Origin of the sequence: Aerophototrophica crusticola (assembly GCF_012913305.1) — a bacterium.
Classification (GTDB): Bacteria; Pseudomonadota; Alphaproteobacteria; order Azospirillales; family Azospirillaceae; genus Niveispirillum; species Niveispirillum crusticola.
In genome coordinates this window covers 1,738,775-1,753,977 of the sequence record NZ_CP051775.1, presented here as the reverse complement: position 1 = coordinate 1,753,977, position 15,203 = coordinate 1,738,775, and the positions used below count along the sequence as shown (strand labels likewise).

Annotated in this window: 13 protein-coding genes; all 13 read right to left on the bottom strand. The window is 69.7% G+C overall.

All coding sequences use genetic code 11. The features are described 5' to 3' along the window. Positions 1–3 precede the first annotated feature (3 nt). Positions 4–1,095, bottom strand: coding sequence for a spore photoproduct lyase family protein (locus HHL28_RS08600; protein ID WP_169654989.1), 1,092 nt, complete (start codon positions 1,093–1,095; stop codon positions 4–6). A 46-nt stretch (positions 1,096–1,141) separates the two neighbouring features. Beyond that, positions 1,142–2,296, bottom strand: coding sequence for a hypothetical protein (locus HHL28_RS08595; RefSeq protein WP_169654987.1), 1,155 nt, complete (start codon positions 2,294–2,296; stop codon positions 1,142–1,144). A 292-nt stretch (positions 2,297–2,588) separates the two neighbouring features. Then, complete coding sequence (grxD, locus tag HHL28_RS08590; RefSeq protein WP_075768811.1) at positions 2,589–2,924, bottom strand: Grx4 family monothiol glutaredoxin; 336 nt, start codon at positions 2,922–2,924, stop codon at positions 2,589–2,591. A gap of 133 nt (positions 2,925–3,057) precedes the next feature. Further along, positions 3,058–3,297, bottom strand: coding sequence for a BolA/IbaG family iron-sulfur metabolism protein (locus HHL28_RS08585; protein ID WP_075768812.1), 240 nt, complete (start codon positions 3,295–3,297; stop codon positions 3,058–3,060). Positions 3,298–3,433: 136 nt separating this feature from the next. Beyond that, a complete protein-coding gene (purL, locus tag HHL28_RS08580; protein ID WP_075768813.1) occupies positions 3,434–5,647 on the bottom strand; it encodes a phosphoribosylformylglycinamidine synthase subunit PurL in 2,214 nt (737 codons plus the stop codon). Continuing rightward, positions 5,644–6,333: a phosphoribosylformylglycinamidine synthase subunit PurQ gene (gene purQ, locus HHL28_RS08575; RefSeq protein WP_075768814.1), complete on the bottom strand. Its 690-nt coding sequence runs from the start codon at positions 6,331–6,333 to the stop codon at positions 5,644–5,646. Before purQ ends, purL begins: the two co-directional genes overlap by 4 nt. Positions 6,334–6,688: 355 nt before the next feature. Further along, positions 6,689–9,370: an ATP-binding protein gene (locus HHL28_RS08570; RefSeq protein WP_404326830.1), complete on the bottom strand. Its 2,682-nt coding sequence runs from the start codon at positions 9,368–9,370 to the stop codon at positions 6,689–6,691. Beyond that, a complete protein-coding gene (locus tag HHL28_RS18495) occupies positions 9,367–9,558 on the bottom strand; it encodes a hypothetical protein (RefSeq protein ID WP_404326828.1) in 192 nt (63 codons plus the stop codon). The genes HHL28_RS08570 and HHL28_RS18495 overlap by 4 nt, the downstream gene beginning before the upstream one ends. After that, complete coding sequence (locus HHL28_RS08565) at positions 9,558–11,642, bottom strand: 3'-5' exonuclease (RefSeq protein WP_075768815.1); 2,085 nt, start codon at positions 11,640–11,642, stop codon at positions 9,558–9,560. Before HHL28_RS08565 ends, HHL28_RS18495 begins: the two co-directional genes overlap by 1 nt. 25 nt (positions 11,643–11,667) lie before the next feature. Next, positions 11,668–12,045, bottom strand: coding sequence for a response regulator transcription factor (locus HHL28_RS08560; RefSeq protein WP_075768816.1), 378 nt, complete (start codon positions 12,043–12,045; stop codon positions 11,668–11,670). A 194-nt stretch (positions 12,046–12,239) separates the two neighbouring features. Next, positions 12,240–12,899 carry an exopolysaccharide biosynthesis protein gene (locus HHL28_RS08555; RefSeq protein WP_075768817.1) on the bottom strand — a complete coding sequence of 220 codons (660 nt, stop codon included), beginning with the start codon at positions 12,897–12,899 and terminating at the stop codon, positions 12,240–12,242. A gap of 51 nt (positions 12,900–12,950) precedes the next feature. Beyond that, positions 12,951–13,721: an Hpt domain-containing protein gene (locus HHL28_RS08550; RefSeq protein ID WP_075768818.1), complete on the bottom strand. Its 771-nt coding sequence runs from the start codon at positions 13,719–13,721 to the stop codon at positions 12,951–12,953. Positions 13,722–13,927: 206 nt separating this feature from the next. After that, positions 13,928–15,145: a 5-aminolevulinate synthase gene (hemA, locus tag HHL28_RS08545; protein ID WP_075768819.1), complete on the bottom strand. Its 1,218-nt coding sequence runs from the start codon at positions 15,143–15,145 to the stop codon at positions 13,928–13,930. Between the last annotated feature and the right edge of the window lie 58 nt (positions 15,146–15,203).

The following is a 15,203-nucleotide window of genomic DNA, read 5'->3' as shown; positions in this document are numbered from 1 at the left end:
CCCTCACGTCCAATACAGGATGCGCGCCCCCGGCAAGGCCCGGGGCACCGCGTCCTCGAACCAGACCTTCATCCGCTTCATCTGGGCGGGCAGGTAGACGTATTTGACCGAGCGGAACTTGGTCATCTTCCTGGCGCGCTGCTCCTCGTCCATCTCCAGCTTGCTGGCGGGGTACCAGCCCGTCAGCACCTCCTTGCTGCCGGGGGTGAAGCGGTGGGTGATCAACTCCACCGACAAATCCAGGCCCGGCACGGGGGCCAGCCGGGCGGCCACGTCATCCAGCAGCGCGCCATAGGCCTCCTCCCAGCCCTCCATGGGCATGATCGGGGCGATGGTCAGGCCGACGGGATAGCCGGCGAGGGCCATGCGTCGCATGGCGTCCAGCCGGGCGGGCAAAGGCGCCGTGCCGCCCTCGAACTTGCGGGCCAGGGGGGCGGCGTTGACGCTGAACCGCACCCGGGTGCGCCGCCGGTGGGGCAGGCCCAACAGGGGGCCCACATCGTCGAACTTGGTGGTGAAGCGCAGCTGCACCGCCTCTTCCCACGCCCCGAAGAAGCGGATGAACTCGGACAGCGAACCCGTCAGGTGCTCGATCCCCAGCGGGTCGGTGTAGCAGGAGGCCTCGAACGTCGTCCCCTCCGCCTGCCGCTCCCCCGCCTTGCTGGTCACGTTGCCCTTGCCCAGGTAGGCGCGCAGGTTGCCCAATATGTCCGGCAGGTTGGCATAGGCCCGGGTGACCGGCGGCCCGCCCAGGGAGCCGGCGAGGTAGCAGTACTGGCAGTGCGCCGGGCACCCCTCCGCCAGGTCCACCCGCCAATCCGCGCTGGGCGGGATCGGCTGCAACCGCATCTTCCCCGGCGGGGCCACCACCACGGCCAGGGTGTTCTTCGCGTCAATATAGGCCCGGCGCGGGTCGTCATTGTTCAGCCCCGTCAGCCGGTCCCCGTTCAGCTCCGACACCGCCAGCCCCAGCCCGCGCATCCGCGCCACCATCCGCTGCCCGTGCTCCCACCCCAGCGCGGACTTGGTCACCAGCACCCGCTTGGGCATCCAGAGCTTCGGGGCGGGGGCAGGCAGGTCCAGGGGCAGGGCCATGGGGTGGCTCCAGGCAACGCGTGGGGAGCCGGGACAACAGGGCCTGTCAGCGTTGGTCCCCTGTGGGGCCCTGCTGCTGGGGCCGATCCCGGGAGGTGTTCAACACACCCCTGGGCCCGCGGGCCACGATCAGGTGCTCGCCCTGTGGCAGGACCAGGACCGGCATCCTCTCACCCTGCCTCACCAGCACCTGGTCCACGGGGACAAACCTCTCGGGGTCCTCCTTGGCTGCGAAGGCCTGGACCAGGCACGGCCGGGCGGAACCACACATCCACGGTGGAATGGGCACGTCGTCACGCAATCCCCCCATCCGCAGCCAATCCGGACGGCCTGACTGGTCCCTGGGGCGGGGGTGGACGACCTGGATGTCTGTTCCCGGCCCTGCCTGCCGCCAGATTGTCCCGTCGCCTTTCACCGGGACGAAAGGCTCGGTCTGGCCCGAGAGCCTGAGCAATGTCGTATAGCCGGGCGTCTCCAGGTCGCGTCGGTCCTGGGGGGAGAAGGAGACTTGATCCACGGAAAGCGGGTCTGACCCTGTCAACTCGGCGACGTACTGGCCCAGGGACTTGTATCCAGGCCCAGTCACCTTGGCCCCATGTCCAAACCCGACATGGACCAGGACCTTGGAATTGGGCTCCGTTTCGATGCCGCGCACCAGCTTTTCGGCAGCCGCCCTTTCCCGCTGGTCAATGCACTTTTCCCGCGTCTCCGCCGTGATCTCGCAATCCGGCGCAGCATCATAGGTGACCAGCTTATAGCCCAGGCCGACGGCTGTCCGGATCAGGTCCGCATAGATCGGCTCATCCGTCAGGACGCCGTAAGGGCTGCGAACCGGGGCGGCGTCCCGCCATTCGGACCCGCCAGCAATGGTCGGGAAGGCTTCCGCGGCGAAGTGGGTAAATCCCGCCTGCCGCAGGCTGACCAGCAGCCGGAGGGTGAAGGCCCGGTGCATGGGCACGTGGTGGGCCTCATTGATGAAGACGACGCGGCGCCCCTGGGCAGCCCGCGCGATCCCATCAAGGGCCGGCAAGGCGGCTGTTGCCTGTGCGGCGTCCTCATCACTTTCCGGAGGTGGGGCATCCCGGCCCCGGTTGAACACGCTGATCGCCTCATCATGGCGGCCGACATAGGACAGGTTCATGGCGAGTTGCGAGAGGAGAACCGCTTCCTTCCCCAGCACGGCTTCAACCCCGACCGCCATGGACTCTGTCGTCATGGACAGGGCTGCTTCGGCATCTGCCAAGCCCTGCAGGTAATCGAATGGCCTTTGCGACCCGCCTTGTCCCGGGGAAGCCCCCACGGTGCCGGCCAGGATGCCCATCGTGAGAAGAAACGGCGCGAAGACAAGGCGCATCGGGGCCATGCCAATCCAGGTGGGTTTGGCGTAGGCTTAGCCCCCGCACACCCCGCGCGCAATCGATACGAAGCCGATACGAACTGGGCCGCCCCGTCGCCAGGGCGGCCCGCCGTACTCACACTGGAACCCTGAAAGCTCAGGCGGCCTCGTAGGCGATGCCCTTGTCCTTCAGCAGGGTCTGCAACTCGCCGGTCTCATACATGTCGCGGACGATGTCGCAGCCGCCGACGAACTCCCCCTTCACATAAAGCTGGGGGATGGTCGGCCACTGGGAGAAGTCCTTGATGCCCTGGCGCAGGGCGGGGTCGACCAGGATGTCGATGCCCTTGAACTTCACGCCCATGTGGCTCAGCACCTGGACCACGGCGGCGGAGAAGCCGCACTGCGGGAACACCGGCGTGCCCTTCATGTAGAGGACGACGTCGTTGTCCTGGATGTCCTGCTGGATGCGCTCGAAAACCGGGTTGCTCATTGCTCTCGACCCCTTGGTGCGTCCGGGCCTGCCGGACGACTGGCCCCTATCTCGGCCAGGATGATGGAACAGGTGGGGATGGCAGACAAGGCCGTGAAGGCCCGGCCCCTGCAAGCCAGCCCCCCGGCGCGGCTCACGCGTCTTTCGGCACGGCCGTCGTCAGGGCCAGGGCGTGCAGCTCGTTGCCCATGCGGCCCTTCAGGGCGGCGTACACCAGCTGGTGCTGGGCCACGCGGGTCTTCCCCTTGAAGGTGGCGGACTCCACATAGGCCGCGTAATGGTCACCGTCGCCCCGAAGGTCGTCGATGCGCACCACCGCGTCCGGCAGGGCCTCACGGATCATCCGCTCGATCTCGCCCGCTTCCATCGCCATCGTCGGTCCCCTTTCCTGCTGGCCGAGGGCATCAACTCTTGATGCCCCCGGAGGCCGGCGACTGCCGGCCCGCGGGCGCGTGCCCGCGAAAGCCAAGCCCGCGGATGCGGGCGCCCGGCGCCTGAGGGCGCACGAATCAATGCGCTGTGCCTGCCATGAACTGCGGCAGCCACGCCTCGTTGGCCTGCTTCAGGCTGGCGATGGAGATGGCCCCGCCCGGCAAGCCGTTCAACGCGTCCCCGCCCACGGTCCCGATCTTCCGGGCCGGCACCCCCGCTGCCGTGGCGCGGGACAGCACCGCGTCCGCCTGCGCCGCCGGCACCGCCAGCAGGTAGCGGCCCTGGTCCTCCCCGAACAGGAAGCCCGCGTCGGCATCGCCCAGCTCCAGCGCAGCGCCGATGCCGCCGGCCATGGCCATCTCCGCCACCGCCACCAACAGGCCGCCGTCGGACAAATCGTGGCTGGCGGTCAGCAGCCCGTCGGCCACCAGGGCGCGGACGAACTCGCCATGCTTGCGCTCGGCCGCAAGGTCCACCGGCGGCGGCGGCCCGTCCTCCCGGCCCAGCACCTCGCGCAGGTACAGGCTCTGGCCCAGATGCCCCCGGGTTTCGCCCAGCAGCACCAGCACGTCGCCGGCGGTGCGCAGGGCCAGCCCCACGGCCGCCATCCCGTCCGCCATCAGCCCCACGCCGCCCACGGTGGGGGTGGGCAGGATGGCCTCGCCGTTGGTCTCGTTGTAGAGCGACACGTTGCCGGACACGACCGGGTAATCCAGGGCGCGGCAGGCTTCCGCCATGCCTTCGACGCACTGCGCGAACTGGCCCATGATCCGCGGCTTCTCGGGGTTGCCGAAGTTCATGTTGTCGGTGATGGCCAGCGGCGTGGCGCCCACGGCGCTGATGTTGCGGTAGCTCTCCGCCACCGCCTGCATGCCGCCGCGGTAGGGGTCGGCATAGCAATAGCGCGGCGTCACGTCGGACGTGAGGGCCAAGCCCTTCTTCGTGCCGTGCACCCGCACCACGGCCGCGTCGGCCTGGCCGGACAGGAACTTGGTGCTGGCGCCCACCTGGCTGTCATACTGCTCCCAGATCCAGCGCTTGCTGGCCAGGTCGGGGCAGGCGACCAGGGTCTTCAGCGCGTCGGCGGCACTGCCCTTCAGCACCCGCACCCCATCCTCCAGGTCCGGCTTGGCCGGGGTCGGCTCGGTGGGGCGGTGGTACAGGGGCGCCGCGTCGAATAGGGGGGCGAGGGCCAGGTCGCAATAGGTCTCCCCGTGCATCTTCAGCACGAAGCGGCCCGTGTCCGTCAGGTGGCCGATGACGGCGAAATCCAGCTCCCACTTCTCCATGATGGAGCGGGCGAGGTCCTCGCTGCCGGGCTTCAGGATGATCAGCATGCGCTCCTGGGACTCGGACAGCATGATCTCGTACGGCGTCATGCCCGGCTCGCGCTGGGGCACCTTCTCCAGGTTCAGCTCGATGCCAAGGCCGCCCTTGCCCGCCATCTCCACGGAGGAGGAGGTGAGGCCGGCGGCGCCCATGTCCTGGATGGACTGGATGGCGTCGGTGGCCATCAGCTCCAGGCAGGCCTCGATCAGCAGCTTCTCGGTGAAGGGGTCGCCCACCTGCACCGTGGGGCGCTTGCTCTCGCTGTCCTCGTTGAACTCGGCCGAGGACATGGTGGCGCCGTGGATGCCGTCGCGCCCGGTCTTGGAGCCCACATAGACCACCGGGTTCCCGACGCCCGCGGCCTTGGAATAGAAGATCTTGTCCTGGGCGGCGATGCCCACGGTCATGGCGTTGACCAGGCAGTTGCCGTTGTAGGCCTTGTGGAAGTTCGTCTCCCCGCCCACGGTCGGCACACCTACGCAGTTGCCATAGTGCCCGATGCCGGAGACAACACCGGCGATGAGCTGCTTGGTCTTGGGGTGCGACGGCTCCCCGAAGCGCAGGGCGTTCAGGTTGGCGATGGGGCGGGCGCCCATGGTGAACACATCGCGCAGGATGCCGCCCACGCCGGTGGCGGCCCCCTGGAACGGCTCGATGTAGCTGGGGTGGTTATGGCTCTCCATCTTGAAGATGGCGGCCAGCCCGTCGCCGATGTCGATCACGCCCGCATTCTCGCCCGGGCCGCAGATCACGTGCGGGCCCGTGGTGGGGAACTTGCGCAGCCAGACCTTGGACGACTTGTAGGAGCAGTGCTCCGACCACATGACGGAGTAGATGCCCAGCTCCGTGAAGGTCGGGGTGCGGCCCACGATCTCCAGCAGGCGCTGGTACTCGTCGGCCTTGATGCCGTGCTCGGCCGCCAGGGCCTCGGTGACCTCGGGCTCTTTCCAGGTCTTGCTCACGACAGGGACTCCAGCAGGCTGTCGAAGAAGGCGCGGCCGTCGGTGTTGCCGTGCAGGGGCTCGAAGGCGCGTTCCGGGTGGGGCATCATGCCCAGCACGTTGCGCTTCTCGTTCAGGATGCCGGCGATGTTGTTCATGGCGCCGTTGGGGTTGCCCTCCGCGTCCGCGGCACCGGCCGCGCCCACATAGCGGAAGGCCACCCGGCCCTCGCCCTCCAGCCGCTTCAGCGTCTCCCCATCCGCCACATAGTTGCCCTCGCCGTGGCCGACGGGGATGCGGATGGTCTGGCCGGCCTGGTAGTGGGCAGTGAAGGGGCTGTCGGTGGTCTCCACCTTCAGGTCCACCGTCTTGCAGATGTATTTCAGGGTCTTGTTGCGGATCAGCGCACCCGGCAGCAGCCCGGCCTCCGTCAGGATCTGGAAGCCGTTGCAGATGCCCATGACGCGCACGCCCTTGGCCGCCCGCTCCCGCACCACGGCCATGATGGGGCTGTGGGCCGCCATGGCGCCGCAGCGCAGGTAGTCGCCATAGGAGAACCCGCCGGGGACGGCGATCACGTCCACCTCCGGCAGTTCCGTATCCTTGTGGAAAGCCATGTGGGGCTTGCTTCCCGACACCTGCTCCAGGGCGGCCGCCACGTCGCGGTCGCAGTTGGAGCCGGGGAAGACGATGACGGCGGACTTCATCCCGCGGACCCGTTCCGTGAATGGGGAAGGGCTGCCGGCACCGGATGGGGCCGTCACCCCGATGCCGCCGCACCCTAATGGCCGAGGGGGTGGATTGCAAGGCGGGCCGCCTTTGCCGCGGCCATGGCAGCCCGGCGGAAACCGTTCGTCTCCCGACCCTTCATCACAGGCCGGACCACAGAATTTTTGTGGGAATACAGGCTCTTGCGGATGTCGGCAGGTCTTCCCACGTCAGGACTTTCGAAATCGAAAGTGGGATTCCCATGTCGCTCTATGACAAGCTCAGCATCGTCGTCATCGGCTTCGGCTCTTTCGTGGGCATGAAGTACGGCCTCTACCTGCTCTGGGCCTCCAATTAAGGGGTGGGGGCGAGCGGCACGGTGAACCGGAACGTCGCACCTTGGCCGGGCAGGCTCTCCACCCAGATCCGGCCGCCCATGTGCTCCACCAGCCGGCGACAGATGGCCAGGCCCAGGCCCGTGCCCTGGGGCTTGCCGGCCTGGGCGTCGCTGACCTGGCGGAATCGGTCGAACACCTCCTCCTGGTACTCCGGCGGGATGCCCGGCCCATTGTCGGCCACGGACAGGCGCAGCATCCCGTCCCCGTCCCGCTCCACCGACAGCACCACCCGCCCGCTCCCCTGGGGCACGAACTTCACCGCGTTGGACAGCAGGTTCAGCACCACTTGGGCCAGCCGGTCCGCGTCCCCCAGAACCAGCGGCAGGGCAGGGGGGACGGACAACTCCAGCGCCACCCCCCGCTCCCGGTAGAGGGCCTGGGTGGCATCCGCCGCGTCGCGGGCGATCCTTGCCAGATCCACCGGCCCGATGCTCCAGTCCAAGGCCCCGGCCTCGATCTTCGCCATGTCCAGCACCTGGTTGATCAGGCGGGTCAGGCGCTCGCTCTCCTTGATGATGGTGCCCAGGAACTCCTGCCGCTGCTCCTCCGGCAGGTCCGGGGTGTCATAGAGGATTTCCGACAGGGCGCGCACGCTGGTCAGGGGCGTGCGCAGCTCGTGGGTGATGGTGGACAGGAACTCGTCCTTCATCCGGTCCAGCTCGCGCAGCCGGTCATTCGCCGCCGACAGGGCCGCCGTGGCGGCCTCCAGCTCGGCGCTCTTCCTTTCCAGGCGCCGGCTGTATTCGATCACGCCGCTGGTCTCATCCAGCATGCGCAGGATGGTGGCCCGCCCCACCGCACCCCCGCCCAGGACGGAGGCCAGCGCCACCCGGGCGGAGGCCGCGCCGATGGCCCCCGCCAGAAGCCGCTCCGCCCGCCGCACCAGACCGGCGTCGGCCAGGGCCTGCGGCGGCGGGCAACTCTCCCCCGGCCCGGCCAGCCAGGCGCGTCCGGGCCCCAGGAAGCGGGCCAGCAGGCCCTCCAGCTCCGCCACCGTGGCGGTGCCGCGCCAGTCGCCGGGTTCCTCCTCCCCGTCGCCCAGCGCCTCTACGAAGGCGGGTCCTTGGGCGCGCGACCCCTCATCCTCGGGCCCCAGCACCGACAGGCCCAGATACAGCCCGACATTGGCCACCAGGCTCCAGAACAGGCTGTGGGCCAAGGGGGAAAGGCCCTGGACGCCGAACAGCGCCTCCGGTCGCAACGCCCCGATTCCCCACGGCCCCGCCAGCACCAGCCTGCTTTCCGGCACCAGGCTCGGCAGCAGCAGGGTATAGGCCCAGACCAGGGTACCACCCGCGATCCCGGCGATGGCGCCCTGGCGCGTGCCCCCGATCCAGAACAGGCCGCCCAGCAAGGCCGGGGCGAACTGGGCCACGGCGGCGAAGCTGACCAGGCCGATGCTCACCAGCCCCGCCGTGCCGCCCGCCGCCTGGACATACAGCGCCCCCAGCAGCATCAGCCCGACGATGGCGGCCCGCCGCACCATCAGGGTCAGCCGGCCCAGGTCGCGCACCCCCTCCAGCGCGCCCTTGCCGCGGAACAGCAGGGGCAGGACCAGGTCGTTGGACACCATGGTGGCCAGGGCCACCGTCTCCACGATGATCATTCCGGTGCCGGCCGACAGGCCGCCGATGAAGGCCAGCAGGGCCAAGCCTTCCCACCCCGCCGCCAGGGGCAAGCCCAGCACGAACATGTCCGCGGGCACGTTCCCCGCCGGCAGCAGCAGCAGCCCCGCCAGGGCCAGCGGCAGGACGAACAGGTTGATCAGCAGCAGGTACAGGGGGAACAGCCATTGGGCGGTGTGCAGGTGCCGTTCGTCCGTGTTCTCCACCACCATCACCTGGAACTGCCGCGGCAGGCACAGGGTGGCGGCCATGGCCAGCAGCAAGCCCGTCACCCAGGCGCCCCCCTCCAGGGCCGGCGCGCCGGTCAGCAGGCCTGCCGTGCGCGGCACCTCCGCGGCCCGCTCCAGCAACGCCCCCGGCCCCCCGGCCAGGCCCCAGACCACCGCCGCCCCCACCAGCAGGAAGGCCACAAGCTTCACCACCGCCTCGAAGGCGATGGCGGTGACCAGTCCGGGATGGTGCTCCGTCGCGTCGATGCTGCGGGTGCCGAAGATGATGGCGAACAGGGCCATCAGCAGGGCGATCCAAAGGCCGGTGTCCGCCAACCCGCCCGGCGCCGCCCCACCGGTCAGCAGCTCGAACCCCGCCGACATGGCCTTGAGCTGCAAGGCGATGTAGGGCACCAGCCCCACCACCGCCACGCACGCCACCAGCCCGCCCAATGCCTGGCTTCGGCCATAACGGGCAGCGATGAAGTCGGCGATGGAGGTGGAGCGCTGCCGTCGCGCCACCCGCAGGATCTTCGCCAGCAGCAGCGGCGCCAGCGCCATCACCAGCGTCGGGCCCAGATAGGTGGGCAGGAACCCCACCCCCGCCTCCGCCGCCCGGCCGACGCTGCCATAGAAGGTCCAGGCCGTGCAGTAGACGGCAAGGCTCAGGGCATACACAACCGGCCCGCCCACCGCCTTGCCCGCCGCCGCCCGCCGGTCCGCCCCATAGGCCAGGGCGAACAGGCCCAGCAGGTAGGCTAGGCTGACCCCCGCCACCAGCCAGACGGGCAAGGTATTGCTCACCGCCCCCTCCCGGCCCAGGCCAGCAGCAGGACCAGCAACGCCCAGGCCCCGAACAGCCAGGCCAGCAGGCCTGCCCCGGCTTCCTGCCCGAACCCCGACAGCAGGGGCGGGCTGACCATCACGCAGCCTGCCAGGAACAACCCCAGCATCCGCGCCCGGTGCCGCGCTTCCCGCCGACGCCGGGGCATCAGAAGGCGCGCTCCCGCGCGTGCAGCTCCACCGCCATGTTGGACCGGCGGATGGCGTCATCCAGGGTGACGATCCCCTGGGCCGCCAGGGCGTCCAGGAACCTCAGGAAGATGGCCGCGGTGACCAGGCTGTCCCCCAGGGCGGAGTGGCGGTCCACCACCTCCACCCCCAGGCTGGCGGCGATGCCGTCAAGGCTGTGTGTCCCGTCCTCCCCCTGGAGTTGCCGGGACAGGACCATGGTGTCCAGCACGGGCGTGTCGAATTTCACCCCCGCCGCCTTCTGCTTCATCTTCAGGAATTTCAGGTCGAAGGCCGCGTTGTGCGCCACCAGCACGGCCCCGCCGACAAAGGCGCGGAACTGCTTCAACACCTGTTCCGGCGGCGGCGCGTCGGCCACCATGGCATCGGTGATGCCGTGGATGGCGGTGCTGGCCGCGGGGATGGCGCGGCCGGGGTTGACCAGGCTCTGGAAGGTCTCCCCCGTCAGGATGCGGCCATTGACGATGCGCACCCCGGCCACGGACACCAGCTCGTCCCCCTGGCTGGGGGACAGGCCCGTCGTCTCCGTGTCGAAGACCACATAGGACAGGGTCTTCAACGGCATCCTGGCCAGCGCGTCCTCGGGCAGGGGCTGGTGCAGCAGGTCGAAGTCGAAAAACTCCGGCCGCGGCGCCGGGGCGGCCTTGCGGCGGCCGTGGGGCTCCTTGGGCAGGGGCAGGGGCACCCGGAGCCGGGACAACCCCTCGCCACAGCGCTCCGACCACAGGTCCGCGTTGTGGTAATCCAGGATGTCCGCCACGGTCAGGGCGGCCAAAGCGTCGGCCAGGCTGTCGGCCCGCCAGCCCTCCACCGATGCCGCCGCCAGCGGCTCCCCCTTCCAGCAGAGGTCGGCATAGACGAAGCGGTCGTCATGGGTGGCGGCGATGTCCAGCTCCCGCTGCCCTGTCGCCTCCGCCACCCGCTGGGCCAGCCGGGACAGCAGCAGTGCCAGGCCGTAGCTGTCCCCATGCAGCCAGCAGGGCAGGCCGGTGCAGGTCAGGGCCGGCCCCCCCTGGCGGGCGCAGCGCTCCGCCACCAGGGCGAACAGGTTGCCGGAAATGATGTCAGCCATGGGCCAGGCGGCGGTGATGCCGGCACGGTACTCCGTCGTGATGCGGGCCAGGGTGTCCTGCAACTGCCCGGACCCGGCCAGGATCACCTGCTCGAAGCCCTGCCGCTCTTCCGGCGACAGCTCCGGGTGCTCCGCCAACATCTCCGCCGCGGCGGACAGGTTCGCCAGGGGGCCGCGCACATCCTCCGTGGCGCTGCGCAGCAGCCGGTCGCGGGCGGCCAGGGACGCCATCTCCTCCGTCGCGTCCTCCAGGGTCACCACATAGCCGGTGACCGACTCGTCGGTGCCCAGGATGGCGGCCATCCGCCCTTGCAGCAGCCGCCCCTCCGCCGTGCCGGCCACGAAGCCGGCGGTGGTGCCATCCCGGTGCTCCTTGTGCCGGCCCTCGGCGATGCGCCGGGTCAGCCGGTCCAGGGTGTGCCGCACCGGCTCCGCCGTCACCAGCTCCACCAGCGGCCGGCCCAGGCCCAGGGCGGCGGCCTGGGGCAGCAGCGCCCGCGCCTCCTCATTGTATAGCAGCACCTGGTGGCGCAGGTTGCAGACCAGGACACCCTGGTGCAGGTCCCGCAGCAGGGCCGCCAGCCGGCCGGACTGTTCCTCCGCCCGCCGGGTCGCCTCCGCCACGGTGCGGTCGGTGTCCGCCTTCAGGGCCGCCACCTTAGCCGCCAGCTCCGCCACCAGGGCGGCCAGGGGGCCGATGGCCCCATAGTTCTCCGGCGGCAGCCCGCCCTTGCCGTCGCTCATCAGCAGCACCGGCACCTGGGCCGCCAGGCGTTTGCCGGGATTGATGACCCCCAGCCGTACCAGCCCCCAGACCAGCGCCACGGCGATCCCCGCCACGGCGGCAGAGACGAAGGCCATGGTCAGAACCGGGTCCGGCGACCCCCGCACCACCCAGGGCAGGGAAAGGCACAAGGCCGCGGCGCCCAACGCGATGAACAGGGCGACCCGCCCCAGCCGGGCCGCGTCCATCAGGCTTCCCCGCCCATGCCGGCCGTCACGGCCCACCCCCGGCCAGGTGGCGGCGAACCGTCTCAACCAGGTCGCGGGTGGAGAAGGGCTTGGTGATGTAGTCGGTGGCGCCCAGGGCCAAGCCCTTCTGCTTCTCCACCTCCCGGCTCTTGGCGGTCAGCATCAGCACGGGGATGGTCGCCCAGCCCGGCTCTGCCCGTATGGCCTGGCACAGGTCGAACCCGTCCCGCCCCGGCATCATGGCGTCCAGCAGCACCAGGTCCGGCCGCTCCTCCAGCATGGCGGGGATCACCGCGGACCCGTCCCGCACCACCCGCACCCGGTAGCCCGCCTTCTTCAGCAGGAACTCCAGGGACAGGACGATGCTCGGCTCGTCGTCGGCGACCAGGATGCTGTGCGACATCAGGCGTTTCCCCCGTGCCGCCCCGTCCGCACCGTGTGCCGGCGCTGGCCGTTGGCATATCAGGGCGGCCGCATGCAGGCAGTGTAGGCCCTTGGCGAACAAGGGATCAAGGGCGCCCCAGGGGCATCACCGGTGCGCCACTCTGCCACGCGACGAAGGTCGCCCAGCGGCGTGGTCGGTCTTTCCCCGCCCGCTCATTCCCCGAGGAAGAAGTGCCGGATGCCCAGGATGATCAGCTTCACCACCACATAGATGCTGGTGGCGGCGACGACGGTGGAGGCCGCGGCCGCCACATAGCCGATCAGCATGACCAGCCCGTCCCGCTCCAGCAGGGCGATGGCCATGATGGCGATGGCCACGGCGGGGAACAGGTTGCCCAGCGGCACCGGCAACACCAGGATCACCGACAGGAACAGCACCACCGCCCCCGCCACCCGCTCCGCCAGCCCGGCCACCATCCCGGGCAGGCGGGGCTTGGCCACCCGCTCCACCCGGCGCATGTAGGGCAGGGCCTTGTTCACCATGGTCAGCATGTCTGACCGGGCGAAGCTGCGGTCGCGCAGGAAGCGCGGCAGCCAGGGCCGCGGGCTGCCCAGCAGCATCTGGAAGGCGAACAGCAGGATCGGCATCCCCGTGACGGTGGAGACGCCGGGCGGCCCGGGCACGCAGTTTGGCAGGGCGCAGAGCAGCATCAGCAGCCCATAGGCCCGCTCCCCCATCCCGTCGATCAGCATGCCGATGCTGACCCGGTCCGCCGGCACGCCGGTGGGGGACGCGGGCGCGTCCGGCCCGTCGCCGGCCAGGAAGGCCAGCAGGATGTCGCTCGTCCGGGGTTCCGGCTGTCTCATGGGCATCGCGGGCGACTCCGCCGCGGCACACCGCGGCGACAGCGGTCGGGGAGGGTTTCAGCCGAGGTTGAAGCGGGTGATGGCGGCGGCGATGTCGTCCTGGAAGGCGGGACCCAGCCGGATCACGGCGGTCTGGTCCGGCATCCCCTTCAGCGCGTTGGCGTCCAGGCTGGTCAGCAGGGCCATGGGTACCTTCTCGGTGACGGAGATGGCCTTCAGGCCGCGGATCAGGTCCACGCCGCCCAGCCCGTCCATCACGGCGGCGGCGATCACCATGTCGGGGGGCATGCGCACCGCGATGCTGATGGCCTCGATCGGGTCCGGCACCACGTTGACCTTGAAGCCGCAGGCCGCCAGCTCCTGCGAGACCTTCTTCGCCACCAGCTTGTTCGGGGTCACCAGCATGATGTCGACGTCGCGGACCTCGACCTCGGTGATGTCGAACTCGTACCGCACCGGCAGGGCGCGGATGATCTGGTTCGTCTCCACCAGGGTGGGCTGCAGGTCCCGCTCCGCCATCTCGGCGATGCGGTCGGCGAAGGTGTGCAGGTGCGCCACCTGCTTCCCGTCTAGGTCCCGCAGGCCCGACAGGTAGGTTTCCATGCGCTGGGCGATCAGCGTCACGATGGGGAAGCCGAAGGTGGCGCCGGTGCCCTTCAGGCTGTGGGTCTCACGCCTGATGTCGCGGATCGTCTCCGCCGCCGTGCGCCGGCCCTCCCGGACCTCCTCCAGCGCGCGGTAGACACCGCCCAGCCGGTCCTGCACGTCGTCCCGGAACTCCAGCCGGAGCTGGTCCATCAGTTCATCGGAATCGTGAAGCTCGGCCATTCGTTTCCCCCACCTTTGCAGCCCCTTGTACGCCCGCGGACGCGGGAGGGGCAAGCCGAAGGGTGTGACGATTCAAGTGTCGAGCCGTCGCAGGGGTCGGGCGGGCTCCGCTTGAACGTGTCTACGGACGGCGAAGGGTAACCCCGAAAAGCGAAGGGGCCGGCAGGTCGCCCCGCCGGCCCCTCGAACTCAAGCTTGGCCCGACCTCAAGCCGCCTTGCGCAGCTCCAGGTTTGCCCAGACGGACAGCAGGGCGTCCACCAGATGGTCCATCTTGCGGTCGTCGTGGTACGGGGTCGGGGTGATGCGCAGCCGCTCCGTCCCGCGGGGTACGGTGGGATAGTTGATGGGCTGCACATAGATGTTGTGGTTGGTCAGCAGGTCGTCGCTGGCCTGCTTGCACAACCGCGGGTCGCCCACCAGCAGCGGCACGATGTGGCTGGCCGACGGCATGACCGGCAGCCCGGCCTGCGCCAGCCGGCGCTTCAGGGTGGCCGCGCGCTCCTGGTGCAGCTGGCGCATCTCGTCATGCTCCTTCAGGAACCGGACGCTGGCCAGGGCACCCGCCGCCAGGACGGGGGCGAGGGAGGTGGTGAAGATGAAGCTGGAAGCGAAGCTGCGGACACAGTCCACCAGGGCCGACGACCCGGTGATGTAGCCGCCCATCACGCCATAGGCCTTGCCCAGCGTGCCCTCGATCACCGTCAGCCGGTGCATCTGGCGGTCCCGCTCCGCCACGCCGGCGCCGCGGGAACCGTACATGCCCACCGCATGGACCTCGTCCAGGTAGGTCATGGCGCCGTGCTTCTCGGCGACGTCGCAGATCTCATCGATGGGGGCGATGTCGCCGTCCATGGAATAGACGGACTCGAACGCCACCAGCTTGGGCAGGGACTTCGGGTAGCGGGACAGCAACTGGTCCAGGTGGGCCGGGTCGTTGTGCCGGAAGATGTGCTTCTCCGCCCCGGAGTGGCGGATGCCCTCGATCATGCTGGCGTGGTTCAGCGCGTCGGAGAAGACCACGCAGTTCGGCAGCAGCTTGGGCAGGGTGCTGAGGGTCGCCTCATTGGAGATGTAGCCGGAGGTGAACAGCAGGGCCGCTTCCTTGCCGTGCAGGTCCGCCAGCTCCTGCTCCAGCAGGACGTGGTAGTGGTTGGTGCCGGAGATGTTCCGGGTGCCGCCGGCGCCGGCGCCGCACTTGTGCAGCGCGTCCACCATGGAGCCGATCACGACCGGATGCTGGCCCATGCCCAGATAGTCGTTGGAGCACCAGACGGTGACGTCCTTCGGCTGCCCGGCGGGCTCCGGGTAATAGGAGGCGACGGGGAACTCCCCGACCTTGCGTTCCAGATCGGCAAAGACGCGATAGCGGCCTTCGCGCTTCAGCCCGTCGATCTGGCTCTTGAAGAAGCTCTCGTAATCCATGGGCCGTGGTCCCGTGTTGGCCGATCCAGTCTCACCCCGGCCGGAAGGATTGTCCATC